Source organism: Pantoea sp. X-Soil-ISGK-285 (genome assembly GCF_059730815.1).
The window spans coordinates 3863290-3888083 of the sequence record NZ_AP035938.1; the positions used below are offsets into that span (position 1 = coordinate 3863290).

Below are 24794 nucleotides of genomic sequence, written 5' to 3' on the forward strand. Positions count from 1 at the left end.
ATCAACAGATGCAAGTCGGGTGCCATGGCTGGCGATTATGTACGCAATGGCCCCTGAAAAGCCATAAAAAAACGCGCCCGCCAGGCGTAATGCTGATCAGTTAAGATTAGATTTGTAAAGGCTGTCACGGTCAAACGTGGCAGCTTTTTCCGGGCGAGCGAGCCGCAGTGCGGGCCAGAGCACCTCTGCTGCTGCCGGGCCGTCCTCGCGCCGCTCACGCGGTACCTTCGGCTTTGACGTCGTGCCGACGAACCGTTCGGGGATCGGCCCTCCCTGGCCGGCCCCGAACTGTCCACGCTTCCCGGCGTGGACTTCTGGCCCACCGTCACGCCTCAGCGCTGCGGATAACCCTTTCAGCAGCAGAGGCGCTCAGGCCTCCACTCTCGTGCCCTTTTTAACAATGCACACTGAAGTTTCAGAGCAGGCCGGTGGCGATCAGGAGCAGGCAATCCGCAGCGCTGAACAGAATGAGTCTGCCAGGAGAGCCCGCAGGACGCGGGCGAAAGGCGGGGCGGCACAGGATGTGCCATCCCCGGCGGTCCGTCAGGCAGGCGAATGAAGTGAAGGAACCGCGCAGCGGCGCGAGGACCGCCAGCCCCTGAGCGGCACCAGACTGCGTTATCACCTGTCGCTTAACTGGCTGGCATTAGCCCGGCAGGCGCGTTTTTATTTAATCCGATGCGGTTAATCTTCCTGCTGGAACTGCGCCATCACGGCCTGCTCACACTGCTGTTCGTTAACGCGCAGTTTGGCACGCTCATCATCACCCAGCTGCAGCCAGGCACTGGCCACTTCACGCGCGGACTCTTCATCAAATTCGGGCTGATTCATCGCCGACGACGACTGACTGCGCGCCACGGTCGATTTCATCTGTTCGACATACTGATCCGCACTGGCCACCTTTTTCTCGCCGCTGACAATGTGGCACAGCTGACTGGCATAAACATTCTGCTCAGTGTCAGCCTCGTCCGCCGCCAGCGCGCTGCCGGTGGCGAGGATGCTCAGCAGCACTATCTGAGTTACTTTCATTCTTAACTCCTGTTAGTTCGGGTTAAACCTTACGCTGAAGGGCTTCAAGGCGTTTCTGACGCCAGTTCAGCAGCGGCGACACGGTGGTGCCGTGGACCACCACGCTGCAGACCACCAGCGTTAACGCCATATTGGTCATAATTTCCATCTGCGGGCCTTGCATGCCGTGCGTCCAGGCATAGGCGATGTAGTTCAGACTGCCAATCCCGCGGATGCCCAGCCAGCCAATCAGCAGACGCTGCCCCAGCGGCAGTCCGGCGCGCAGCGTCACCAGCCAGACGGCCAATGGCCGCACCACCACAAACAGCACCAGGCCGATCAGCACGCCGTAGATGTTCCAGTGTTGCGCCAGCGTCACGCCCAGCACCACCATCATGCCAGCCGCCAGTAAACGTTCAATAGTATCGCCAAAAGAGAGGGCGTCGCCTACTACAAACCCTATCGACTTCACCATATTGTTGTCGCCCTGATGCGCCAGGCGTTTGTTAGGGTTCACCAGTGCTTCAGAGGGCAGCACGCGCTCGTCGTCAGAGAGATCGTCCGGCTGATGGCGACGGAATACGCCCATCTCAGCACGGCGTAATCCCAGCCCGGCGGCGAAGGCAGCCAGGAAGCCGGAGGCACCCAGCCACTCCACCAGTGAATAACTCAGCGCAATCAGCGCCAGCGCCAGGAAATCATTGGGCGCCACATCGCCATTGGCATTGCGTAGTCGGGTCGCCAGCAGGCCAATCAACTGCCCCAGCACGAAACCGATGATCAGACCGCCGCCAATTGCCCAGAGCACCTCGACCGCACCCCAGTGCCCCAGCATCGCCACGCTCAGGCTTTCGCCATTAAACAGCAGCAGCGCCAGCATCAGCAACGGCAGCGCGGAACCATCATTCATACCCGCTTCGCTGGAGATTGCCACGCGCAGCGAGTCATCATCCTGCGCATCGTTGACCGAGATTAAGCTCGCCAGCACCGGATCGGTTGGCGCGACAATGGCACCAAACGCCAGTGCAATCGGCCAGTCTAATCCCACCAGGAAGTGCGACAGCAGGGTCATCGCGGCCACGGTCAGCAGCATGGCGGGAAAAGCCAGTTTCAGCCCGGTGTGCCAGCAGTTATTTTGCAGCGGCTGACGCAGCTTGAGGCCGGTGATGAACAACGAGGCAGCCATGGTGATTTCAGTGATGTGCGCCACGGCTTCGGAATGGGTAACAATATCGATGTGGATAACATCAAATCCCCACGGGCCGCACAGCATGCCCGCGATAAGGAACAGACCAAATGAGGTGACTGGCCCCCGGTGAATCCAACCGGAAGCCAGCGACATCAGCAGCAGAAGGCCGCCCGTCGCTGCTGTCCAGGCTAAAAAGTTCATAACACTCCAGATTATTTCGGGTTTATGAATAAGCCTGGCACATTTTTTGACGGGCGAGGTGTCAGTTTTTCAGGTGTCGACTGGCGAAGCGGACCGCCAGCGCGGCTGCACCGGCTAAGGTCGAGAGCGCAACCACGCCATTCCAGCCCCAGTGTGCCAGCGCCAGACTTCCCAGCGCCGCACCGGTGGCCATACCGATAAACACCACGGTAAACAGCAGCGCATTCAGGCGACTGCGTGCTTCCGGCGCCAGGCCATAGACCAGCGTCTGATGCGCCACCAGGGTGGCCTGCACCCCTAAATCGAAGCCGATGGTGCAGAGGACAATCAGCGCCAGCTGGGCTGGCATTGGCAGCAGCGGCAGCAGAAACATCAGCGCAAAGGAGATTGTCACCAGCGCGGCGCCAGCCTGCGTGACCCTTGCCGGACCGATGCGGTCAGCAAAACTGCCCGCCAGCGGTGCCGCCATGGCACCCGCCGCACCGGCTAAACCAAATGCCCCGGCCACGGCACTGTCCAGATGAAAGCGGTCGCTGAGCATTAACGCCAGAGTCGACCAGAAGGCGCTAAAGCCCACTGACAACAGCCCCTGAGCCAGTGCGGCACGACGCAGCGTCTGATGGTGACGCCACAGGTGAACCAGCGACAGCAACAGGCGCGGATAGCTCACCGAGGTGCCTGGCGCGAAACGCGGCAGTACCCGCCACAGCGTGAGCGTAATCAGCAGCACCGCCAGCGCGGCAATCATATACATGGTGCGCCAGCCGAAATACTCTGCCACCACCCCGCTGACCACCCGCGACAGCAGGATGCCCACCAGCAGCCCGGTCATCACCGTGCCGACTGTTTTACCCCGGCTGCGTTCCGGCGCCAGCGCCGCCGAAGCGGGCACAATATCCTGCGCCACGGTGGCGGTCAGGCCGGTGATAAAACTGGCAATCAGCAACGCGCTGAGTCCACCGGAAAAACCACACAGCAGCAGCGCCGCCACCAGCATTAAGCCTTTGATAAAGATAATGGTGCGCCGGTCATGACGATCGCCCAGCGGAGCCAGCAGCAGGATGCCCAGCGCATAGCCGGCCTGGGTCAGCATCGGCACCATGCCGACCGCGCCGATGCCAGCGTTAAACTGCTTGCTGATGATATCCAGCATCGGCTGGCTGTAGTAAATCGACGCGACGCTGAGTCCGGCACCGGCGGCCAGGGTAAACACCAGCGGCGCAGAGAGCGGTTCATTTTGAGTCTGGGTCTGTATGGCTGACATGCTGTAATCCTCATCATTTCGTCCTGCCATTAAAGCGCATTGCGGTTATACGCGGTAGACTGACATCAGGCAAAACCGTTATACATGGTGCGTATGAACAATCCTAACAGCAGCGATCGCATCGATCTGATGCAGACTTTTATCCGTATTGTGGAGAGCGGCAGCTTATCCGCCGCCGCCGCGCAGCTCGGCACGACACAACCCACCGTCAGCCGCCGACTGCAGAGCCTGGAGCAGCGGCTGGGCCTCAAGCTTATCCTGCGCACCACCCATGCGCTGAAGCTTACCGATGATGGCGAGCGCTGCTACGCCCAGGCGCGGCAGCTGCTGGCGACCTGGCATGCGCTGGAAGATGAGCTGACCGGGGCCAGCGATGACCCGGTCGGTACGCTGCGGGTTCGCGCCCCACACGCCTTTGGTCAGGATCAGCTGATCGCCCCGCTGGTGGACTATCTGCACCGCTACCCCCGGCTCAATATTGAGTGGATGCTGAATGACCGCACGCCCGACTTTATGGCAGAGAATGTGGACTGCGCCATTCAGGTCGGTGCGCCAACCGATCCTTCGGTGGTGGCGATACTGCTGGCAGAAGTGCCACGTATTGTGGTGGCCGCCCCGCACCTGCTGGCGCAGCAGCCGCCGATAGAGCGGGTTGAACAGCTGCGCGACCTGCCGTGGCTGGCACTGACCAGTTTTTACCGTAACGAAGTGGTGTTGCAGAAGATTGACGACGGCCAGCCGGTAAACCTGGCGATTACGCCCCGGCTGAGCAGCGACAGTTTATATGCGGTGCGCAAAGCGGCACTGGCTGGGATGGGAGCCGCGATCGTCTCCTCATGGGCAGTGCAGGAAGATCTGGCGGATGGCAGCCTGGTTCAGCTGATGCCCGCGTGGCAGGCACCGCCGCTGCCGGTGTGGCTGACCTATCCCTGGGCGAGTTACTACCCGGCCAGGCTGCAACACTTTTTTGCCATGATCAAAGAGGTGATGCCGCAGCTGGCGGGCACGCGTCCGGCCTCACAGCCAGCGGGTCGTTCAGGGGGAGCAGAGCGGAAAGGGTAAAGCAGGCGCCCGCCTCAGCGGGCCGCCAGAGAGGTTACTTCGGTTTTTTATCGCTGCGCGACATCTGATCCAGCCAGCCCATCACAAAGGCGGAGAGCACAAAGGTCAGGTGGATAATCACGTACCACATCAGCTTGTCGTTTTCGACGTTGCGCGCTTCCATAAACACCCGCAGCAGGTGAATCGAGGAGATGGCGACAATGGAGGCGGCGACTTTGTTTTTCAGCGAGCCGGAGTCCATCTTGCCCAGCCAGCTCAGCTTCTCTTTATCTTCGTCGATATCGAGCTTAGAGATGAAGTTCTCATAACCTGACAACATCACCATCACCAGCAGGCCGCCAACCAGCGTCATATCCACCAGCGACAGCAGCAGCAGGATCAGATCGTTTTCCGCAATGCTGAAAATGTTGGGCAGCAGGTGGAAAATTTCCTGGAAAAATTTAATGGTCAGCGCCAGCAATCCCAGCGAAAGTCCAATGTAAACCGGGGCCAGCAACCAGCGCGATGCATACATCAGGTTTTCGGTAAAACGTTCCATACAATCCCACGAATAATCAAACAGGTCCGGGAGTATAACCGATCAACTGTGAAGTTATTTCAGCCCTTCGTCAGAAATTTCAGGGACCGGCGGCAGCGGCAGCGAGAGACGAAATGCCGCGCCACCTTCGGCCCTGTTCTCTGCCCAGATCTGACCGCCGTGGCTCTCGATAATGGTTTTACAGATTGCCAGACCCAGCCCGACGCCCGGCACCGCCGACTCTTTGTCGCCCCGCCAGAATTTATCGAATATCCGGCTTAAATCGTCTTCGGCAATGCCCGGTCCGCTATCCCAGACCGAGATCTCCAGCCGTGATGCCGCACGCCAGGCGCGAATGCCGCGTGGTGCGCTGTTACCGGCATACTTCAGGCTGTTCTCAATCAGGTTGGTGAAGACCCGCTCCAGCAGCGTGCTGTCGCCTTTGATCAGCACAATGTCGTCCGGCAGATCGAGCCGGACCTCATGCCCTTTCAGCGACGGTGCCATGCTGCTCAGCGCCCCGCCGACCACCTCTTCCAGCGCCAGCCACTCCTCACGCAGATTGAGGCCGCCCGACTGAATGCGCGCCATATCCAGCATGTTGCTCACCAGCCGGATGGTGCTCAGCGTCTGCTCGCGGATCTGACTGGCCTGCGGCACATATTTTGAGTTATCGCTGGCCAGGTCGAGCATCAGCATTTCCGCCTGACCAAACAGCACGGTCAGTGGGGTGCGCAGGTCGTGGGACAGCGCCGACAGCAGCGCATTGCGCAGCTGTTCACGCTCCGCCGAGAGCCGGGACGCCGCCTCGCTATGCGACAGCGCCATTCGCTCCAGTGCGTTAGCAATCAGCACCGTAAAGGTTTCCACCAGCCGCTGCTGCTCGGGGATCATCAGCTGACGCAGGTTCTGCGGCTCCACCACCAGCAAACCCCGGCAGTGCGCGCCACTTTTCAGCGGCAGGATCTGATAAGGCACCGCCGGTAAGGTATCAGTGCCCGCACCCGCAGGCTGGCCTTTGCTGTAACTCCATTTAGCAATCGCGCGATCCGGCTCGCTGGCTGGTAACGCATCGCCCACCGGTTGCAGTTCGCCCTGCTCATCCGGCAGCAGCAGCAGGCAGCGCGCCTGTAACGTGGCATCCAGCACCCGCTGGCTGGTGGCGGCGATATCCTGCGGCGTTAACGCACTGCCCAGCGATTTCGCCATCTCATAGAGCTGGCGCGCCCGCTGCTCGCGGTAGCGCGCCACCCGCGCCTGATAACGCACGCCTGCCGTGAGATTGCCGACGATTACGCCTACCGCCAGCATCACGCCAAAGGTGACCAGATATTGCAGATCGGAGACCGCCACCGTGCCGGTGGGGGCAACAAAGAAGAGGTCAAAGGCGACGATATTCATCACCGTGGCGATCACCGACGGCCAGCGACCATAGCGCAGCGCCACGATCACCACCGCCAGCAGATAGATCATTACGCAGTTGGCGGGATCGAAACCGATCAGTACCGACTGTCCGGCGGCGGTTACAAGGATACAGAGCACCAGCGCCATCATTACGCCGCGCAGCTGAATACGCCATTTTTCGCTGGTGACGCGGCCATCCGGCAGCGGATGCGGCGCATCCTTCAGCGGCTCATCCAGCGCCACCACCAGCAGATCGAGATCCGGCCCCAGCTGGCCGAGCCGTTCGGCAAAGCTGTCACGCCGCCAGCGCCGCAGCGGGCGACGACCGGTGACAATTTTGCCCAGATTGTGCGCGCGGGCGTAACCCAGTACCGCTTCGGCTTCATCGGGTTCAGAGAGGGTCGCGGTTTCCGCGCCCAGCTCCTGCGCCAGTTGTAACGTACGCAGAATCGCCCGTCGCCGCGCTTCCGGCAGCCGGTGCAGCCGGGGCGTTTCGACATAGACCGCATGCCATTCACTGCCAAGCCGCGCCGCCAGTCGGGCGGCGGTGCGCACCAGCTTTTCACTGCCGCTGTCGTCGCCAATGCAGAGCAGAATGGCGTCGCGGGTGTGCCAGACGCGCTCCCGTCCCTGCTGATCGCGCCAGGCACGCATCTGATCATCCACCCGATCGGCGGTACGACGCAGGGCCAGCTCACGCAGGGCGAACAGGTTACCTTTGCGGAAAAAGTTTTCGATGGCGCGTTCCGCGCGGTCGCCAATATAGACTTTGCCCTCTTTCAGCCGCTGCCGCAGATCGTCGGGCGGCAGATCGACCAGCACCACTTCGTCGGCGCTGTCGAAAAAGGGATCGGGCACGGTTTCGCGCACCTGAATGCCGGTGACGCCGCCCACCACATCATTGAGGCTCTCAAGATGCTGTACGTTGACGGTGGTCAGTACATCGATGCCCGCTTCCAGCAGCTCCTCAATATCCTGCCAGCGCTTGGGATGGCGCGAGCCCTGCACGTTGGTGTGCGCCAGCTCATCCATCAGGATCACCGCCGGATGGCGAGCCAGCGCGGCATCGAGATCAAACTCCGCATGACGCGAGCGGCCGGTTGCGCGACGCGGCAGCAGAGTTAACCCTGTCAGCAGCTGCGCGGTTTCCGGCCGGTCATGGGTCTCTACCACGCCGATTAAGACATCCAGACCCTGCGCGCGCAGCCGCTGTGCCTCCTGCAGCATGGCATAGGTTTTACCCACGCCCGCACAGGCACCAAAGTAAATTTTCAGCTGCCCGCGATGAGTCTCGCGGTTAGCCTGCAGCAGCGCGTCGGGATCGGGACGCTGGGGTTCGTGGTTCATCGCTTCCTTAGAGCCTATGCCAGTAGGCGTAATTGTTGCAGACAGTCTGGACACGGACAGCGCGGAACAACCGGAGCGTACACGTAGTACGTGAGGATTGTGAGCACTGCCCAGGTTCAGACTGACAAATAAAATAGCCTAATGGGATAGGCTCTTAACACCATTACAGTTCGTTGAGCGCCATATTCAGCTGCAACACGTTGAGGGTCGGGGTGCCGAGGAATGGCAGCAGCGGACGATGCGTCATCTTATCAATCAGCGCCTCGACCTGCGGCAACGGCAACTGGCGGCTGGCGGCGATACGCGGTGCCTGCCAAAGGGCGGCCTGTGGCGAAATATCCGGGTCCAGCCCGCTGGCTGAAGCGGTGACCAGTTCAACCGGGACGGCGGCAGGTGCCTGCGGATTCGCGGCCCGCAGCGCAGCGACGCGATCGGCTACCGCTTTGTCCAGCGCCGGGTTGCTGGCGGCCAGATTGCTGCCCCCTGAGGCCAGCGGATTATAAGGTTTATCACCACTGGCTGAAGGGCGGCCCCAGAAGTAGTTGGGCTGGGTAAAGTTCTGGCCAACCAGCGCCGACCCGCGCGCCACGCCATCCTCCTCCAGCAGCGAGCCGCTGGACTGGGACGGAAACAGCCACTGCGCCAGACCGGTGGTGAGCAAAGGATAAACCACGCCGGTAACAAGCGTAAGCAGCAACAACAGTAAAATTGCCGGACGTAACTGACTCATTTTTCTCTCCTCAGGCCATGCCTGAAAACACTAACAGCAGATCGATCGCTTTGATGCCGACAAACGGCACCAGCAGGCCACCCAGACCGTAAATCAGCAGGTTGCGGCGCAGCAGCGCAGCGGCGCTCAGTGGGCGGTAGCTGACGCCTTTCAGGGCCAGCGGGATCAGGAAGACAATCACCAGAGCGTTAAAGATCACCGCCGACAGAATCGCACTGGCTGGCGAGTGCAGGTGCATCACGTTAAGCATGTTGAGCTGCGGATAGGTCGCCGCAAACGCCGCCGGAATGATGGCGAAATATTTCGCCACGTCGTTGGCGATACTGAAGGTGGTCAGCGAACCGCGCGTCATCAGCATCTGTTTACCAATGTGCACCACTTCCAGCAGCTTGGTCGGGTTCGAGTCGAGATCGACCATGTTGCCCGCCTCTTTCGCCGCCTGGGTACCGGAGTTCATCGCTACCGCCACATCCGCCTGCGCCAGTGCAGGCGCATCGTTGGTGCCGTCGCCGGTCATCGCCACTAAACGTCCTTCCGCCTGATACTGGCGGATCAGCGCCAGCTTGGCTTCCGGCGTGGCCTCTGACAGGAAGTCATCCACGCCCGCTTCAGCGGCAATCGCTGCGGCCGTCAGCGGGTTATCGCCGGTGATCATCACCGTTTTGATACCCATTTTGCGCAGTTCGGCAAAGCGCTCTTTGATGCCGCCTTTGACGATATCTTTCAGCGCCACCACGCCCAGCACGTTCGCGCCCTCTGACACCACCAGCGGCGTGCCGCCACTGCGTGCCACCTCTTCCACCTGCGCATTGACCTCGGCCGGGAAACGGCCATGGTTCGCTTCGATGTGGCGACGTACCGCATCGACCGCGCCTTTGCGGATCAGTCGATCCTGCACGTTCACGCCGCTCATGCGGGTCTGCGCAGAGAACGGAATAAAGCTGGCACCCATGCTGCTGAGATCGCGCTCACGCAGATTAAATCGCTGTTTTGCCAGCACCACGATGCTGCGCCCTTCCGGCGTCTCATCGGCCAGCGAGGCGAGCTGTGCGGCGTCGGCCAGTTGCTCTTCGCTGACGCCCGGCGCGGGCAGGAACTGGGTCGCCTGACGGTTACCCAGCGTGATGGTGCCGGTTTTGTCCAGCATCAGCACATCCACATCGCCCGCAGCTTCCACCGCACGTCCACTGGTCGCAATGACGTTAGCACCCAGCATCCGGCTCATCCCCGCCACGCCAATCGCCGACAGTAAGCCGCCGATGGTGGTCGGGATCAGACAGACCAGCAGCGCCACCAGCACCGTGATGCTGACCGGCGTTCCGCCCCATGCCGAGAACGGCCAGAGTGTCACGGTCGCCAGCAGGAACACGATGGTCAGTGACACCAGCAGGATGGTCAGGGCGATCTCATTCGGGGTTTTACGGCGTTTCGCGCCTTCCACCATGGCGATCATCCGGTCAAGGAAGGTTTCGCCCGGGTTGGCGCTACAGGTGATCACCAGCCAGTCAGAGAGAATGCGGGTCCCGCCGGTAACGGAGGCGAAGTCACCGCCCGACTCGCGGATCACCGGAGCGGACTCACCGGTAATGGCGCTTTCATCCACCGAGGCACCGCCCTCCATCACTTCACCGTCGCAGGGGATGATGTCGCCCGCTTCCACCAGCACGGCATCGCCTTTACGCAGCTCATCGGCACTGACCTGCTGCCACTCGGCGCCATAGCGCGCCGCTGAGAGTTTTTTGGCAAAGCTGGTCTTTTTCACCCCTTTCAGGCTGCTGGCCTGAGCCTTACTGCGCCCTTCTGCCAGCGCCTCCGCCAGGTTGGCGAACAGCACGGTGAACCAGAGCCAGACCGCAATCGCCCCGGTAAAGCTGGCGCTGCCGCTGATCCGGCCGGTCAGCATCGCCAGCGCCAGCAGCGAGGTCAGAATGCTGCCGAGGTAGACCACAAACATCACCGGGTTACGGAACTGCACCCGGGGATCGAGCTTTTTCACTGCATCCCAGGCCGAGGTACGCAGCAATGCTGCGTCAAATAACGCCTGTTGTTGACGACTCATGAGGATTGTCCCTGAACAAGTTGCAGATGCTCAGCCACCGGGCCCAGCGCCAGAGCAGGAATAAAGGTCAGTGCACCCACCAGCAGCACCGTACCGATCAGCAGTCCGATAAACAGCGGACCGTGGGTTGGCAGCGTGCCGTTACCCACCGGCTGCACTTTTTTCACCGCCATCGCACCGGCAATCGCCATCACCGGAATGATGATGCCGAAGCGGCCCAGCAGCATGCAGGCAGCCAGTAACAGGTTCCAGAACGGCGTGTTAGCACTCAGGCCGGCAAAGGCGCTGCCGTTGTTGTTGGCCGCCGAGGAGACCGCGTAGAGCACTTCGCTGAAGCCGTGAATGCCGGGATTGGCCATGGCACTGCGTCCGGCGTCGGTCATCATCGCCAGTGCAGTACCGATCAGCACCAGCGCCGGTGTGACCAGAATCGCCAGCGCGGTCATCTTCATCTCCCAGACGTCGATTTTTTTACCCAGGAATTCCGGAGTACGACCGATCATCAGCCCGGCGATAAACACCGCCAGCAGCACAAACAGCAGCATGCCGTAGAGACCGGCACCGACGCCGCCAAACACCACTTCGCCCAGTTGCATCAGCCACATCGGCACCATGCCACCCAGCGCAGTAAAGGAGTCGTGCATGGCATTCACCGCACCGCAGGAGGCGGCAGTGGTGATAACCGCGAACAGGCTGCTGTTAAGAATGCCAAAGCGCGTCTCTTTACCTTCCATGTTGATGGCGCTGTCAGCACCCAGCTGGAGGAAGTGCGGGTTGCCCTGCAGTTCGGCCCACATGACGACCGAGACCGCCGCCACAAACATCAGCGTCATCGCCCACAGCAGCATGTGGCCCTGACGACGGTCACGCACGCTTTCGCCAAACGCGAAGCAGAGCGCCGCCGGGATCAGGAAGATGCTCAGCATCTGCACCAGGTTAGTCAGCACCGTCGGGTTTTCAAATGGATGGGAGGAGTTGGCGTTAAAGAAGCCGCCACCGTTGGTGCCCAGCATTTTGATCGCTTCCTGCGACGCCACCGGCCCCATCGCCAGCGTCTGCTGCACGCCTTCCAGCGTGGAGAAACTGTGATAAGGCGCGAAGTTCTGGATGCTGCCCTGGCTGACAAAGAAGAGCGCCATCAGCAGGCTGATGGGCAGTAAGACATAGAGCGTGATGCGCGTCAGGTCGCGCCAGGCGTTACCCAGGGTCGCAGAGCTGCGATTAGCAAAGCCACGGATTAGCGCAAACGCCACGGCGATACCGGTCGCGGCTGAGAGGAAATTCTGCACCGTCAGGCCCACCATCTGACTGAAATAACTCAGGGTGCTTTCGCCGCTGTAGGATTGCCAGTTGGTGTTGGTGACGAAGCTCACGGCGGTGTTCAGCGCCAGATGCCAGCTCAGGCCAGGCAGCTGCTGCGGATTCAGCGGCAGCGCGCCCTGCATCAGCAATATTGCCAGCAGCACCACGAAACCCAGCGCATTAAACAGCAGAATCGCCAGCAGGTAGTGCGGCCAGCGCATGTCCGATTGTTGCGCGCCCAGCAGTCGCCACAGCGGCGCTTCCAGGCGGGCAAACACCGGCTTGTCAGCCACTAACGACGCCAGACCCCGTCCGAGCGGCTGCGCCAGCACCATCAGCAGCAGCAGATAAAATGCGATGAGTAAAAAAGCATTGGCCGCCATCAGAAGGCCTCCGCATTTAACAGGGCATAGATCAGATAGCCCAGTAACAACACCACCAGCACAATGCCGGTTATTACGCCCACGCTCACAGGAACCTCCAGAGGATTGGATTTATGGCTTAGCTTGCGCGGAGGCGTATAAAGAAGGGGTTAAAATGCAGCGGGCGGGCGTAAAAATAGTGTAAAAATGGCGAAAAGTCAGGCGACTTCCAGCGCCCAGATACGATTGAGATCGACTTTACCCCACAGCGTGCTGTCCTCTGCGCCCACAATGCTGTCGGTGCAGAAGCTGTCGCCAAGGTCGAGCTCTTCCGGTTTCACTTCACGCTGGGCGTGCAGCGACCAGAAGACATGCACGCAGGGACGCATCAGCGATTTTTCGCCCGCTTTCACCACCAGCGCCACCCGGCCGGAGGCCAGACGCACCAGCGATCCCACCGGATAGATGCCGATGGTCCGTACGAAGGTGTGCAGCAAGCCAGGGTCGAAATGGCCGCGCCAGCTCAGCATCTGGTGCATCGCCTCGGCGGGTGTCCAGCCGTTGCGATAGGAGCGGGTCGAAGTGACGGCATCATAGACATCGCACACCGCCGCCATGCGGGCGTAGAGCGAAATCGCCTCGCCTTTCAGGCGGTGCGGATAGCCGCTGCCATCATATTTCTCATGATGATGCAGGGTGATATCGAGCAGATCGTCATCGGCGTCGGCTTCTATCAGCATCTGCGCACCGACCACCGGATGCTCACGCATCACCCTGAACTCCTCTTCAGTCAGCTTGCCCGCTTTGTTCAGGATCGCCAGCGGCACAGCCGCTTTGCCGACATCATGCAGTAAACCGCCCATGCCCACCCGACGCAGCTCCTGCTCATCCAGCCCGAGTTTTTTACCCAGCGCAATCATCAGCCCGCAGACCGCCATGGAGTGCAGGTAGGTGTAGTCATCATGATTTTTCAGTCGCGCCACGCTCAGCATGGCGGAGGGTTCACGCGTGATCGATCCGGCGATTTCATCCACCAGATCCATCATATAATCGAGCTTCAGGCCGTTACCCAGCCGCGCTTCGTTGAACATCGCCAGCACTTTCGGTTTGCCCTGCAAAAAGATCTGCTGTGCCTGATCCAGTTCCTGGAAAAACGGGGTGCGGCCAATGGTTCTCTTCGCGACCGTGGAGGCGATCGGCGCCTGCACCGATCGATCGAGGTCGATCCAGAGCTGGCGGATCCCTTCAGTGCGAAGCATGGCGATTTGTCGGGGATCGGTGATCAGCATCTCATTATGAATGCGCTGGTCTTTTATCCACCAGACCTCCAGCTTGTGGATAAACATCCCTGGGCGCAATTCATCAATGGTAATCAGCTTTATCACGCTATCACTCTTTAATATCAGCGGGTGGTAAGGTGATATCGGCAGCCGGACAAATTTTCTTCAGGCTGTTTTGTGCGAAGGTGAGGGTCTGGTGAGTGGTCAGAGGAGAGGCGTCCTGCCTCGCCCCCGTTTCAGCAGGGAGTTAAGACGCCGCGGTGGTTACACTACCCGGGTCAGCACCGGCTCACCACGGGCAAACGCCAGCATATTCTCAAAGACCAGGTCAGCCATCGCCGCCATGGTTTCGCGGGTGCTGCTGGCGATATGCGGCGTGATCACCACATTGTCGCGCTGGCGCAGTGCGTCAGGCACCTGCGGCTCCTGTTCAAACACATCAAGCCCGGCACCGGCGATCTGCCCGGTTTCCAGCGCATCCACCAGCGCCTGCTGATCCACCACGCTGCCGCGCGCAATGTTAATCAGATAGCCCTGCGGTCCCAGCGCCTGCAGCACTTCCGCATTGATAATGTGGCGCGTCGCGGCACCGCCCGGCAGGGTCAGCACCAGGAAATCGGCCTGCTGCGCCAGCGCCACCAGGCTCTCATGACGGGTGTAGGGCACATCGGGGCGTGAACGCGGATTGTAATAGTGAATCGCCATATCAAACGCCTGCGCGCGCCTTGCCACCGCCTGACCGATATTGCCCAGCCCGACGATACCGCACACCTTGCCACCGATTTTGCTGCTCAGCGGAAAGCGGCCCTGCGTCCAGTGACCGGCGCGTGTGAAGCGATCGGCCTCGCTGATGCGGCGCGCCACATCCAGCAGCAGCGCCATCCCCAGATCGGCGACGCAATCATTGAGCACCTCCGGCGTGTTGGTCACCACAATGCCGCGCGACCGGGCGGCTTCCGTATCAATGCTGTCATAACCGACGCCGTTACTGCAGATCGCTTTCAGGTTTGGCAGCGCGGCGATCAGCGCGGCCGGTGCGCCCATCACCGCGTTGCCGCTGGTGACCAGCATGTCGATATCTGCGCCCTGCTCAGCCAGAAAGGCTGCCTCATCTTCCGCCTCCCACAGCCGGAACGCGGTGAACGTCTTTTCAATGTTCTCTATCAGCTGCGGTGGCAGGAATTTCCCTCTGATCAGCACCTTACATTGCTTTAATGCCATCTTCTTTCTCCTGATTGTTATAGGATGCCGGGCGATCGCTCTCTTCACCGACGCGTTCAATCGGTCCCATCACCAGCAGGAACAGCAGCGCCGCTACCACGCAGTGTGCCGCCACAAACGCCAGCCCGATGCTGTAGCTGCCGGTCAGACCGACGATGATGCCGAACAGCAGCGGCGTGGTGAAACCGGCAATATTGCCGATGCCGTTAAAAATGGAGCCGGCCAGGCCCACCGCCTCTTTAGGTGCGGTGTCGCTGATCACCGTCCAGGTGCCTGCACCGGCCGCTATACCTTTACCGAAAAAGGCGAAGGACATAATGGCGATAATGCCGCCGTTACCGGGAATAATCGCCGCCAGCACCAGGCTGGACGCCATCAGCATGCCGACGATATAGGGCGTTTTACGCGCCCAGGAGACGCTCCAGCCCCGGGCGATTAACTTGTCTGACAGGTAGCCGCCGCTGATCCCGCCCAGAAAACCAAACAGCGCCGGAGCCACGGTGGCGAAGCCCGCCTCCATGATGTTCATGCCGCGCGCCTGCACCAGATAGATCGGAAACCAGGTAATAAAGAAGTAGCTGAGCGCGATGATGCAGTACTGACCGAGATAGGCGCACCAGAGCATGCGATTAGTGAGCAGCTTTCTGAACATCGCTTTACTGACCGGTGGCCGCGCTTTCAGCGTCTGCGCCGAGTCGATATCCACCAGCGCACCACCGTCAACGATGTGGCGCAGTTCACTCTCTGACACGCCAGGGTGATTGCGCGGCTCCCGCATCCAGGCAGCCCAGACAAACACCGCCAGCAGGCCGATGCCGCCCAGCACAAAGAACGGCCACTCCCAGCCAAAGCGCGACACCAGCCAGCCTGACAACGGCGAGAAGATGGCGACGGCAAAATATTGCGCCGAGCTGAACAGCGATGAAGCCCGTCCCCGCTCTGCGCCAGGGAACCACATAATCACCACGCGCGCATTGGCGGGAAAGCTGGGTGCCTCGATCAATCCCAGCATAAAGCGCAGACCAAACATCAGCATCAGCGCGCCGGTCATGCCGCTGGAGAACTCACCAACGAATCCCATCGCCAGCGTCGAGACTGACCAGAGCGCCAGCGTGACGCCATACACTTTTTTAGCCCCGAAGCGGTCAAGAAACAGCCCGCCGGGGATCTGACCGATAACGTAGGCCCAGCTGAAGGCAGAGAGGATCAATCCCAGCTGGATCGCTGACAGGCCGAACTCCTCTTTGATTGCCGATCCGGAGATCGAGAGGATCGAACGGTCGGCATAAGCCACGACCGACAGAAAGAGGATCAGGCAGAGGATCCAGATGCGCACATGAGACGTCCGGTGAGTCGTTTGGTCTTTAAGCATGAGCTGAATTCCTTAAAAAGCGGCAGGTTGCGCCACGAGGTTTTTTTCAGGAATAACGCTGAGATTTCCCGCTTAAGGAAATATAGATAGGAGGCTAACGATGGATCATTGTGCGGATGTTGAGATCGTCAGGCCCGATTCAACGGTTTTCTGACAACCACCACAAAGGCCAGTGCGATGCTGCACAAAAGCGCAAAAAGCCGCGGCTGCCTGCCGCAGAGTGTGCGCCACGTCGAGGATTTCATCGGTGCTGGCAGCTATGACGCGGCGATTTTACGGCAAAGTGTGGCGGCGCTAGCAAGAGTGAAAAGGGCCGGTTGTCAAACCCGGCGACTGTTCATAAGCTGCAAATGATAATCTTTGTCCATTTTTATAATAAATGAAAAATCCATTCCACTCAGTTAACCTCGGGAGTCTGCAATGAAAAAACGTGCATGGGCAATACTCTGTCTGCTCTCTCTTTCCACGTCGGCGCTGGCAGAGAAAATTGGCGTCTCAATGGCCTATTTCGACCAGAACTTTCTGACCATTATCCGCCAGTCGATCGAGAAAGAGGCCAAAGCGCGTCAGCTGGATGCGCAGTTCGAAGATGCACGCGGCGACGTGGGCCGTCAGACCGATCAGGTGCAGAGTTTTATCAGTTCCGGGGTGGACGCGATTATCGTCGATCCGGTCGACTCCGCCAGCACCCCTGCCCTGACCAGACTGGCGCAGCAGGCTCACATTCCGCTGGTCTACGTTAACCGCACACCGGGCGATAAAACCCTGCCGCCGGGCGTGGTGTTTGTCGGCTCTGACGAACGCGAATCGGGCACGTTGCAGATGGAAGCGCTGGCGAAGCAGGCGGGTTATCGTGGCAAAGTCGCCATTATCATCGGTAACCTCAGCGATGCGGGTGCGCTGCAGCGCACCAAAGATGTGGAGCAGGTGGTGGCAAAGTATCCCGACATGAAAGTAGTGCTGAAGCAGACCGCAAACTATTCGCGTAATGAGGGCATGGATTTAATGCTCAACTGGCTGTCGAACGGGGAAGAGATCGATATTGTCGCCGCCAACAACGACGAAATGGCGATTGGCGCAACCATGGCGATTGCCCAGGCGAAACCGAAGAAAACCATTCTGGTGGGCGGCATTGATGCCACGCCGGATGGCCTGAAAGCCCTGGCAAGCGGCAAACTGGCCGTCACCGTGTTCCAGGATGCCGTGGGTCAGGGCAAAAAATCGGTCGAGGTGGCGCAGCAGATGATCAAAGGGAAAAAAGTCGATTCCCACCAATGGATCCCGTTTGAACTGGTGACGCAGCAGAACATGCAGCAATACAGCAATAAAAATCCGTAATGAAAAGCGGAGCGGCAGCGCTGCCGCTCCGGTTATCACTTCTCGTGCAGCAGTTTCGCCATCATCACCACATCGCGCAGCTGACCGTCGCGCAGGGCGGCCTGCCGCATCACCCCTTCACGCTCAAAGCCCAGCCGCTCATAGAGCCGCAGCGCCCGTTCGTTGTCGTGAAACACCTCCAGCTCCATACGCGTAATCCCCAGCCAGTTACGGGAATAGTCGAGCGCGGTGCGGATCAGGCGCTCACCGACGCCGCGACCGGCGTAATCGGGATGCACACCCAGCCCAAAGCTGATGCAGTGGCGGGTGCGCGGCTTGTTATCCACAAACAGCGTCAGCTCACCGGCCAGCACGCCCTCGATCTCCGCGACAAAGGCGATAAACCCCTCAGCATCCATTCTGGCGATTTTTTTCTCCCAGGTGGCAACGCTGGGAAACGGCAGCTGCAGCGTCCAGGGATAGACATCGGGATGACTGTAGAGTCGCTGATAGGCGGCGGCATCCTGCGGTTCCCGTGCCCGAATAATGATTTCCATATTTTCTCCTTTTAGCCGAACGGGGTTCATGCACTAAGCTGTAGCTCTTTACCGGACGGAAAGAGTATCGCTATGTTGTATCGCCGTTTTGAGCGTTTTATCAATATTTTTCATGACGCGCCCACCGACTCGCCCCCCTCAACGGTCTGGTCGTTTTACCTCTACTATCTGCGGCAGGTCTGGCCGAGTTTCGCGGCACTGCTGGTAGTGGGACTGGCGTCAGCCCTGATTGAAGTGTCGCTGTTCAGCTATCTGAGCCGCATTATCGATATGGTCAATCACTCCACGCCCGCCAGCCTGTTTCGGGATAACTGGCCGATACTGCTGTGGATGGGGGCGGTGGCGCTGATTCTGCGGCCGATTTTTATCGCCCTGCACGACATGCTGGTGCATCAAAGCATCAGCCCGAGCATGACCAGCATGATCCGCTGGCAGAATCACAACTACGTGCTGCGCCAGAGCCTCAATTTCTTCCAGAACGATTTCGCGGGTCGCATCGCCCAGCGCATTATGCTGACCGGCAGTTCACTGCGCGATTCCGCGGTGCAGCTGGTGGATGCCATCTGGCACGTGCTGATCTACGCGGTGACTTCACTGGTGCTGTTTGCCGGTGCCGACTGGCGGCTGATGATCCCGCTGATTCTGTGGATGGTGGCCTACAGCGCCTCGCTGCGTTTCTTTGTGCCGCGCGTTAAAGCGCGTTCGGTGGTCTCCTCAGAGTCGCGATCTAAACTGATGGGCACCATTGTCGATGGTTATACCAACATCGCCACCATCAAGCTGTTCGCTCACAGCGATCTGGAACGGCAGTATGCGCGTGAGGCGATTCAGGAGCAGACCGAAAAAACCCAGAACGCCGGTCGCATGGTCACCAGCATGGATCTGACCCTGTCGGCGCTGAACGGCCTGCTGATTGTCTCGACCTCCGGGCTGGCGCTGTGGTTATGGAGCCAGTCGCTGATTAGCGTCGGGGCGATTGCACTGGCGACAGGTCTGGTGATCCGCCTGGTGAATATGTCCGGCTGGATCATGTGGGTGGTCAACGGCATTTTCGAAAATATTGGTACGGTACAGGATGGCCTGAAAACCATTGCGCAGCCGCTGAGCGTGCAGGATGCGCCGCAGGCGAAGCAGCTTAAGGTGACGCGCGGCAACATCCGCTTTGAGGATGTGCGCTTCGATTATGGCGGTGGCCGTCAGGTGATTAACGGCTTTAATCTTGACATCAAACCTGGTGAGAAGATTGGGCTGATTGGTCCCTCGGGCGCCGGTAAATCGACGCTGGTGAACCTGCTGCTGCGCCTCTATGACCTGAACGCAGGGCGGATTGTGATCGACGATCAGGATATCGCCGCCGTGACGCAGGAGAGCCTGCGCAGCCAGATTGGCATGATCACCCAGGACACCTCGCTGCTGCACCGCTCAATCCGTGAAAACCTGCTGTATGGTCGTCCCGACGCCAGCGAAGAGGAGCTGCAGCTTGCGATTCACCGCGCCCGCGCCGATGAGTTTATCCCGCTGCTCTCCGACTCGCTGGGTCGCACCGGGCTGGATGCGCACGTGGGCGAGCGCGGCGTGAAACTGTCGGGCGGTCAGCGTCAGCGTGTGGCGATAGCCCGCGTGCTGCTGAAGGATGCGCCGGTTCTGATCATGGATGAGGCCACCTCGGCGCTCGACTCCGAAGTGGAAGCGGCGATTCAGGAGAGCCTGGAGTCACTGATGCAGGGCAAAACCGTTATCGCCATCGCGCACCGCCTGTCGACCATCGCGAAGATGGATCGGCTGGTGGTGCTGGATAAAGGCGGCATTGCCGAGATGGGCAGCCATCACGAGCTGCTGGCGCAAAACGGCCTCTATGCCCGCTTGTGGCAGCATCAGACCGGCGGTTTTGTCGGCATCGATTAATCGCCGCGTCGATAGGGTAAGGCGTCGCGTGCTTCTTCCGCCCAGCCGCGCACGCCTTCCCGCTCCTGCACCAGAAAATCTGCCACGGCATCGCGCAGGCCGGGATGCAGCAGATAGTGCCAGGAGTGGGTAATCTGCGGCTCGAAGCCGCGCACCAGCTTGTGCTCGCCCTGTGCGCCAGCATCAAACCGCGTCAGCCCCTCATCAAGGGCCAAATCCATTCCCTGATAGAAACAGGTTTCGAAGTGCAGCCGGTCAAACTCCGCCAGACAGCCCCAGTAGCGGCCATAGAGCGCATTGCTGTCCCGCAGATAAAACGCCATGGCGGCCGGTTGCTGCTGTAAACGGGCGATCACCACCACAATATTCTGCGGCATGCGTTCCGCCAGCAGGCTGAAAAAGTCACGCGTCAGATAGGGACGCTGACCGCGCACCGCATAGGTGTTGGCGTAACAGGTATAGACAAAATCCCACTGATCTTCGCGCAGCTGGTAGCCCAGGTAGCGGTCAAACTCAAAGCCGCTCTGCATCACCTGCTCACGCTCTTTACGCAGCTGTTTGCGCTTGCGCGACATCAGCGAATCCAGGAAATCCTGAAAATCGCGGTAGCCACGGTTATGCCAGTGATACTGACAGCCGAGCCGGGAGAGCCAGTCGGGCTGATCGGCCAGCAACTGGTTAGCCTGCGCATCGGTAAAGTTGATATGTGCCCCGCTTAAGCCCTGCTGTAACAGGCTCTCAGGCAGGGCCGACAGCAGTTGCGCCGCGGCAGCAGTTTCACCCAGCAGGCGCGCGCCGCTGACCGGGCTGAAGGGGATCGCGCCCAGCCATTTCGGGTAGTAGCGGATCCCGGCGCGCTGGCTGGCATCCGCCCAGGCGTGATCAAAGACGTACTCGCCCTGTGAATGGCGTTTGCGGTAGCCTGGCAGCGCGGCGCGGGTCACCCCCTCCTCCCGCCACAGCAGATGATCGGGCTGCCAGCCCGCCTCTAACCGCACGCTGCCGCTCTGTTCTAACGTGAGCAGAAAGGCGTGACGCAAAAAGGGCTGGTCATCAGGCAACAGCGCATCCCACTCGGCGGCCGGGATCTCCGCCAGTGACGTCAGGTGAATCAGCGACATGAATTACTCCAGAGAACGTCGGGCAGAGAGTCAGTCAAGCAGGTTTTCCGCGTCAGCGAAAGGGTTAAGGCACGCAAAGTGAAGGCTGCATCAGCGGAGCACAGCTTCTATACTGCGACTTTATCTCCACAGGACACCGCCATGGATCGACTCGATTGTGACCGGATGTTTGTCACGGTGCTGGAAACCGGCAGCTTTTCTGCGGCGGCGTTGCGTCTCGGCACCAGCAGCAGTCAGGCTTCCAAGCTGGTTTCAAAGCTGGAGCAGCGGCTCGGCGTCCAGCTGTTTAAACGCAGCACGCGCGCCCTGTCACCCACCGATGTCGGGCGCAGCTATTATGAGCGGGTCAAAAATCTGCTCGATGCGTTTGAGACGCTGGATGCCAGCGTGCGTGAAAGCGCCACCACGCCCACCGGCAGGCTGCAAATCAGCGCCCCCGGCTCCTTTGGTACTGTGGTGTTGTCTGAGGTGCTGGTGGCGTTTGCCCGGCGCTATCCGCTGATTGAACTGGATGTCAGCTTTTCAGACCGGTCCGTCAACATCGTCGATGAAGGCTTTGATATGGCGATCCGTATCGGCACCCTCAGCGACAGCAGCCTGGTCGCGCGCAAGCTGGGTGAGGTGCATGTGCGCATCGCCGCCTCGCCGGTCTATCTTGAGCAGTTTGGCACGCCGCAGCACTGGCGCGAGATGCCCCAGCATCAGTGCATCATCGACACCAATTTTCGCGATCCCTGGCACTGGCCGTTTGCCGGCGGCGACGGCAGCAGCGAGATTGTCACCGTACCGGTCCGCGGGCGTCTGCGCTTCGCCAACACCGAAGCCTGCCTGCAGGCCGCGATGGCCGGACTGGGCATTGCGCGGCTGCCCGGTTTTATCGCGGCTCCCGCGCTGCAACGCGGTGAGATTGTCCGGCTGCTGGAGAATTTTGACACGCCACCACTTGGCCTGTTTGCGGTTTATCCGCCCGCCCGTCATCTGGCACACCGGGCGCGCCTGCTTATCGACTTCCTGGTGAGTCACTTTACCCGTTTTCCGCCCGCGTAATTTCTTCCAGAATGGAAGAAATGATTGTCTTTATTACCGGATTATCAGCCGTTTAGTCATCAGTTAAGCTGCTTCTCACATTACAGAGGAGTCGCGCGATGTTAGTAGAAGGCAAATGGAGTAGTGACTGGCACCCGGTGCAGTCGACCGATAAACAGGGCGGATTTGTCCGTCAGACGTCCGGTTTCCGGCATTTTATCAGCAGCGATGGCTCCACTGAATTTGCGGCAGAAGCAGATCGCTACCATCTTTATGTGGCGCTGATCTGTCCATGGGCGTCGCGCGCGTTAATTGCCCGCAAGCTCAAAGGGCTGGAGTCGCTGATTAGCGTGACGGTGGTTGAACCGCAGCTCGGTGCCCAGGGCTGGCGCTTTGGCAATTTTCCCGGCGCACAGCAGGACCCGCTGAATCACGCGCAGTACCTGCATGAAATCTATACCCGCGTCGCGCCCGATTACACGGGCCGGGCCACCGTGCCGGTCTTGTGGGACAAGAAAACCGGCACCATTGTCAGCAACGAGTCCGCTGACATTGTGCGTATGTTCAACAGCGGCTTTGGCGATCTGGCCGATAACCGCATCGACCTCTATCCCGCCGCGCTGCGCCCGGAGATTGATGCGCTGAATGAGAGCCTCTATCCGCGTCTGAATAATGGTGTCTATCGCGCCGGGTTCGCGACGACATCAATCAGCTATCAGCAGGCCTTTAACGACGTCTTCAGCCAGCTCGACGAACTGGAAGCCCTGCTCAGCGATGGTCGCACCTTCCTGCTGGGTGAACGGCTGACTGAAACCGATATTCGCCTGTTCGTCACCCTGATTCGCTTTGACGTCGCCTATCATGGCCTGTTCAAATGCAACCTGCGCCGGATACGCGACTATACGCTGCTGAATCGCTATCTTAAGAGCATGCTGTCAGTCTCCGGCGTGCGTGAGACGGTCAGCATCGATCATATCAAACAGGGCTACTACTCGATCAAGGCACTGAACCCGAACGGGATCGTTCCGGCAGGCCCGGATCTGAGTGAGTACGGTCTTTAAAGGAGCAATAATGGCAAAAGCACTGGTAATTTTTCTGCATGGCGTAGGCAGTAACGGCGACGATCTGGCACCGATTGGCCGTCACTGGGCGACGCTGTTGCCGGATGTGATTTTTGCCTCACCCAATGCGCCCGAACGTTTTGCCGCCGGTTTTGGCTGGCAGTGGTTCAGCCTGGAGGAGGTGACGCCAGAGAACCGGCCAGGTCGGGTACGGGCCGCGCGGGCGGCGTTTGACGCGACCCTCAGCGACGTTATCGCACAGCACGGCTTCGCCGACCGCTGGCAGGATGTGGTGCTGGTCGGCTTTTCACAGGGGTCGATCATGGCGCTGGATGCGCTGGCATCTGGCCGTTATCCGCTGGCGGGCGTGGTCGCCTTTTCGGGTCGTCTGGCGGTTGACGGTGAACTGACGCCACAGCCTTATCTGCCCGCGCTGCTGATCCACGGCCAGGCCGATGAGGTGATTCCGTGGCAGGAGAGCGAATCTGCCGCAGCACGACTCAGGGCCGCATTGGTGCCGGTAGAAGCGCGATTTGAACCCGCCACCGGCCACACCATCTCCGCTCAGGGTGCCATGCATGCCGCCGCGTTTATCGCGCAGTGCTTACAGGATTAACCCCAGCAGCGCTTTAATGCCTGCCAGGCATGACGGGCAGCAACCTCAGGCGGCAGGCGTTTCAGCGCATCATTAAAGACTTCAATGCCCACCGGTCCCTGATAGCCCGCGCTTTTGAGCTTATCGACAAAGCGTTCAATGTCGATAATGCCATCGCCGGGCAGCAGACGCTGATGCTTTGCCATCGCCATCAGGCTCTGCTTATCCTGCGCGGGAACGGCGGCCATGTCACACAGCTGTACTTCATAAATGCGATCGGCTGGAATGCCGTCCAGCTGTGAGGCGTCGCCGCCCAGCGCGCAGATATGGAACAGATCGACCACCAGCCCGATATTGGGCTGATCGAGCCGCTGCAATCGCTGCCACGCCAGCGGCAGCGTGTTATCCACGCTGCACCAGGCCATCGGCTCATACATAATGCGCATGTTGTAGCGCGCAGCTTCAGAGGCCATCCAGCGCAGGTCATCATCAATCTGGTCGGCGCAGCAATCCTCACGGGTGCTGGCCGGCGCCTGAATGGTGTCGCAGCCCAGCGCCTGGGCAATCTGAATAAACTGGCGCAGCTCTTCGCGCTTCTGTCCGCGCAACGCACTGGGTGCCCCGGTGAAATCGCGCAGCACCTGGAGATTGGTAAAGCCAGGTCCCTGCCGGGCAGCGATCTCAGCCAGTGCCGCCGCGCCGCCCTCGTACGCCTCGACATCCTCGCGCCAGATCTCCACCTGATCGAAACCGGCGTCACGCGCCGCCTGAAGTTTCTGGCCGGGTTCACCGTTTAACAGCACCAGGTTAAGGAATGTGGGGTTAGTTCGCATTGCTCGGCTCCTTAATCGTCCGGAATAATCGGTGACGTTCAGCTTCTGCGCCCGTTCATGC

21 protein-coding genes are annotated in these 24794 nt (G+C 60.0%); 6 read left to right on the forward strand and 15 right to left on the reverse strand.

Annotated elements, in window-relative coordinates; genetic code table 11:
• Positions 1 to 684: 684 nt before the first annotated feature.
• From AC6I8B_RS18275 to AC6I8B_RS18285, 3 genes are all read right to left on the reverse strand, one after another.
• The gene (locus AC6I8B_RS18275) at positions 685 to 1029 is read right to left on the reverse strand and encodes a hypothetical protein (RefSeq protein WP_010253423.1); all 345 of its coding nucleotides are present in this window, start codon (positions 1027 to 1029) and stop codon (positions 685 to 687) included.
• Between the two features lie 22 nt (positions 1030 to 1051).
• On the reverse strand, positions 1052 to 2398 hold the full coding sequence (locus AC6I8B_RS18280) for a cation:proton antiporter (RefSeq protein ID WP_157353952.1): 1347 nt from the start codon (positions 2396 to 2398) through the stop codon (positions 1052 to 1054).
• Positions 2399 to 2459: 61 nt separating this feature from the next.
• The gene (locus tag AC6I8B_RS18285) at positions 2460 to 3662 is read right to left on the reverse strand and encodes an MFS transporter (protein ID WP_010253427.1); all 1203 of its coding nucleotides are present in this window, start codon (positions 3660 to 3662) and stop codon (positions 2460 to 2462) included.
• Between the two features lie 93 nt (positions 3663 to 3755).
• Between AC6I8B_RS18285 and AC6I8B_RS18290 the strand changes: the two genes are divergently transcribed.
• A complete protein-coding gene (locus AC6I8B_RS18290) occupies positions 3756 to 4724 on the forward strand; it encodes a LysR family transcriptional regulator (protein WP_010671498.1) in 969 nt (322 codons plus the stop codon).
• 34 nt (positions 4725 to 4758) lie between these two features.
• On the opposite strand, the gene AC6I8B_RS18295 is transcribed toward AC6I8B_RS18290, so the two are convergent.
• The 9 genes from AC6I8B_RS18295 to AC6I8B_RS18335 all read right to left on the reverse strand — a co-directional run bounded on the left by AC6I8B_RS18295 (position 4759) and on the right by AC6I8B_RS18335 (position 16318).
• A complete protein-coding gene (locus AC6I8B_RS18295; protein WP_010253431.1) occupies positions 4759 to 5262 on the reverse strand; it encodes a TIGR00645 family protein in 504 nt (167 codons plus the stop codon).
• 54 nt (positions 5263 to 5316) lie between these two features.
• The gene (gene kdpD, locus AC6I8B_RS18300; protein ID WP_010671497.1) at positions 5317 to 7992 is read right to left on the reverse strand and encodes a two-component system sensor histidine kinase KdpD; all 2676 of its coding nucleotides are present in this window, start codon (positions 7990 to 7992) and stop codon (positions 5317 to 5319) included.
• A 163-nt stretch (positions 7993 to 8155) separates the two neighbouring features.
• A complete protein-coding gene (kdpC, locus tag AC6I8B_RS18305; RefSeq protein WP_157353955.1) occupies positions 8156 to 8722 on the reverse strand; it encodes a potassium-transporting ATPase subunit KdpC in 567 nt (188 codons plus the stop codon).
• A gap of 10 nt (positions 8723 to 8732) precedes the next feature.
• Positions 8733 to 10781 (reverse strand): potassium-transporting ATPase subunit KdpB, encoded by a 2049-nt coding sequence (kdpB, locus tag AC6I8B_RS18310; protein ID WP_010671495.1) that lies wholly within the window; start codon positions 10779 to 10781, stop codon positions 8733 to 8735.
• Positions 10778 to 12466 carry a potassium-transporting ATPase subunit KdpA gene (gene kdpA, locus AC6I8B_RS18315; RefSeq protein WP_157353957.1) on the reverse strand — a complete coding sequence of 563 codons (1689 nt, stop codon included), beginning with the start codon at positions 12464 to 12466 and terminating at the stop codon, positions 10778 to 10780. Before kdpA ends, kdpB begins: the two co-directional genes overlap by 4 nt.
• The gene (gene kdpF, locus AC6I8B_RS18320; protein ID WP_010253443.1) at positions 12466 to 12555 is read right to left on the reverse strand and encodes a K(+)-transporting ATPase subunit F; all 90 of its coding nucleotides are present in this window, start codon (positions 12553 to 12555) and stop codon (positions 12466 to 12468) included. The genes kdpA and kdpF overlap by 1 nt, the downstream gene beginning before the upstream one ends.
• A 108-nt stretch (positions 12556 to 12663) precedes the next feature.
• On the reverse strand, positions 12664 to 13830 hold the full coding sequence (locus AC6I8B_RS18325; RefSeq protein WP_332838048.1) for an HD-GYP domain-containing protein: 1167 nt from the start codon (positions 13828 to 13830) through the stop codon (positions 12664 to 12666).
• Between the two features lie 159 nt (positions 13831 to 13989).
• Positions 13990 to 14946 (reverse strand): 2-hydroxyacid dehydrogenase, encoded by a 957-nt coding sequence (locus AC6I8B_RS18330; protein WP_022623978.1) that lies wholly within the window; start codon positions 14944 to 14946, stop codon positions 13990 to 13992.
• Entirely contained in the window at positions 14927 to 16318 is a 1392-nt protein-coding gene (locus AC6I8B_RS18335; RefSeq protein WP_033759126.1) for an MFS transporter, read from the reverse strand. The genes AC6I8B_RS18330 and AC6I8B_RS18335 overlap by 20 nt, the downstream gene beginning before the upstream one ends.
• A 420-nt stretch (positions 16319 to 16738) precedes the next feature.
• Between AC6I8B_RS18335 and AC6I8B_RS18340 the strand changes: the two genes are divergently transcribed.
• Positions 16739 to 17656: a sugar ABC transporter substrate-binding protein gene (locus AC6I8B_RS18340; RefSeq protein WP_022623976.1), complete on the forward strand. Its 918-nt coding sequence runs from the start codon at positions 16739 to 16741 to the stop codon at positions 17654 to 17656.
• A gap of 35 nt (positions 17657 to 17691) precedes the next feature.
• On the opposite strand, the gene AC6I8B_RS18345 is transcribed toward AC6I8B_RS18340, so the two are convergent.
• A complete protein-coding gene (locus tag AC6I8B_RS18345; RefSeq protein ID WP_010253457.1) occupies positions 17692 to 18192 on the reverse strand; it encodes a GNAT family N-acetyltransferase in 501 nt (166 codons plus the stop codon).
• Between the two features lie 72 nt (positions 18193 to 18264).
• On the opposite strand from AC6I8B_RS18345, the gene AC6I8B_RS18350 reads away from it, so the two are divergent.
• Positions 18265 to 20097, forward strand: a complete 1833-nt coding sequence (locus tag AC6I8B_RS18350) for an ABC transporter ATP-binding protein (protein ID WP_033759129.1) — start codon at positions 18265 to 18267, stop codon at positions 20095 to 20097.
• On the opposite strand, the gene AC6I8B_RS18355 is transcribed toward AC6I8B_RS18350, so the two are convergent.
• Complete coding sequence (locus AC6I8B_RS18355; protein WP_010253462.1) at positions 20094 to 21218, reverse strand: GNAT family N-acetyltransferase; 1125 nt, start codon at positions 21216 to 21218, stop codon at positions 20094 to 20096. The genes AC6I8B_RS18350 and AC6I8B_RS18355 overlap by 4 nt on opposite strands.
• 141 nt (positions 21219 to 21359) lie before the next feature.
• On the opposite strand from AC6I8B_RS18355, the gene AC6I8B_RS18360 reads away from it, so the two are divergent.
• The 3 genes from AC6I8B_RS18360 to AC6I8B_RS18370 all read left to right on the forward strand — a co-directional run bounded on the left by AC6I8B_RS18360 (position 21360) and on the right by AC6I8B_RS18370 (position 23921).
• Positions 21360 to 22265, forward strand: coding sequence for a LysR family transcriptional regulator (locus AC6I8B_RS18360; protein WP_157353959.1), 906 nt, complete (start codon positions 21360 to 21362; stop codon positions 22263 to 22265).
• 98 nt (positions 22266 to 22363) lie between these two features.
• Complete coding sequence (locus AC6I8B_RS18365; RefSeq protein WP_010671487.1) at positions 22364 to 23305, forward strand: glutathione S-transferase family protein; 942 nt, start codon at positions 22364 to 22366, stop codon at positions 23303 to 23305.
• A 10-nt stretch (positions 23306 to 23315) separates the two neighbouring features.
• Positions 23316 to 23921, forward strand: coding sequence for an alpha/beta hydrolase (locus AC6I8B_RS18370; RefSeq protein ID WP_157353961.1), 606 nt, complete (start codon positions 23316 to 23318; stop codon positions 23919 to 23921).
• On the opposite strand, the gene AC6I8B_RS18375 is transcribed toward AC6I8B_RS18370, so the two are convergent.
• The gene (locus AC6I8B_RS18375; protein WP_157353964.1) at positions 23918 to 24733 is read right to left on the reverse strand and encodes a sugar phosphate isomerase/epimerase family protein; all 816 of its coding nucleotides are present in this window, start codon (positions 24731 to 24733) and stop codon (positions 23918 to 23920) included. The genes AC6I8B_RS18370 and AC6I8B_RS18375 overlap by 4 nt on opposite strands.
• Positions 24734 to 24794: the final 61 nt, after the last annotated feature.

Bases quoted from the DNA above. Each gene is read 5' to 3' on its own strand.
- kdpB (WP_010671495.1), bottom strand. From the start codon at position 10,781: ATGAGTCGTCAACAACAGGCGTTATTTGACGCAGCATTGCTGCGTACC.
- kdpD (WP_010671497.1), bottom strand. From the start codon at position 7,992: ATGAACCACGAACCCCAGCGTCCCGATCCCGACGCGCTGCTGCAGGCT.
- AC6I8B_RS18345 (WP_010253457.1), bottom strand. From the start codon at position 18,192: ATGGAAATCATTATTCGGGCACGGGAACCGCAGGATGCCGCCGCCTAT.
- kdpA (WP_157353957.1), bottom strand. From the start codon at position 12,466: ATGGCGGCCAATGCTTTTTTACTCATCGCATTTTATCTGCTGCTGCTG.
- AC6I8B_RS18335 (WP_033759126.1), bottom strand. From the start codon at position 16,318: ATGCTTAAAGACCAAACGACTCACCGGACGTCTCATGTGCGCATCTGG.
- AC6I8B_RS18330 (WP_022623978.1), bottom strand. From the start codon at position 14,946: ATGGCATTAAAGCAATGTAAGGTGCTGATCAGAGGGAAATTCCTGCCA.
- AC6I8B_RS18365 (WP_010671487.1), top strand. From the start codon at position 22,364: ATGTTAGTAGAAGGCAAATGGAGTAGTGACTGGCACCCGGTGCAGTCG.
- AC6I8B_RS18340 (WP_022623976.1), top strand. From the start codon at position 16,739: ATGAAAAAACGTGCATGGGCAATACTCTGTCTGCTCTCTCTTTCCACG.
- AC6I8B_RS18370 (WP_157353961.1), top strand. From the start codon at position 23,316: ATGGCAAAAGCACTGGTAATTTTTCTGCATGGCGTAGGCAGTAACGGC.
- AC6I8B_RS18280 (WP_157353952.1), bottom strand. From the start codon at position 2,398: ATGAACTTTTTAGCCTGGACAGCAGCGACGGGCGGCCTTCTGCTGCTG.
- kdpC (WP_157353955.1), bottom strand. From the start codon at position 8,722: ATGAGTCAGTTACGTCCGGCAATTTTACTGTTGTTGCTGCTTACGCTT.
- AC6I8B_RS18295 (WP_010253431.1), bottom strand. From the start codon at position 5,262: ATGGAACGTTTTACCGAAAACCTGATGTATGCATCGCGCTGGTTGCTG.
- AC6I8B_RS18375 (WP_157353964.1), bottom strand. From the start codon at position 24,733: ATGCGAACTAACCCCACATTCCTTAACCTGGTGCTGTTAAACGGTGAA.
- AC6I8B_RS18290 (WP_010671498.1), top strand. From the start codon at position 3,756: ATGAACAATCCTAACAGCAGCGATCGCATCGATCTGATGCAGACTTTT.
- AC6I8B_RS18360 (WP_157353959.1), top strand. From the start codon at position 21,360: ATGGATCGACTCGATTGTGACCGGATGTTTGTCACGGTGCTGGAAACC.
- AC6I8B_RS18355 (WP_010253462.1), bottom strand. From the start codon at position 21,218: ATGTCGCTGATTCACCTGACGTCACTGGCGGAGATCCCGGCCGCCGAG.
- AC6I8B_RS18350 (WP_033759129.1), top strand. From the start codon at position 18,265: ATGTTGTATCGCCGTTTTGAGCGTTTTATCAATATTTTTCATGACGCG.
- AC6I8B_RS18285 (WP_010253427.1), bottom strand. From the start codon at position 3,662: ATGTCAGCCATACAGACCCAGACTCAAAATGAACCGCTCTCTGCGCCG.
- AC6I8B_RS18275 (WP_010253423.1), bottom strand. From the start codon at position 1,029: ATGAAAGTAACTCAGATAGTGCTGCTGAGCATCCTCGCCACCGGCAGC.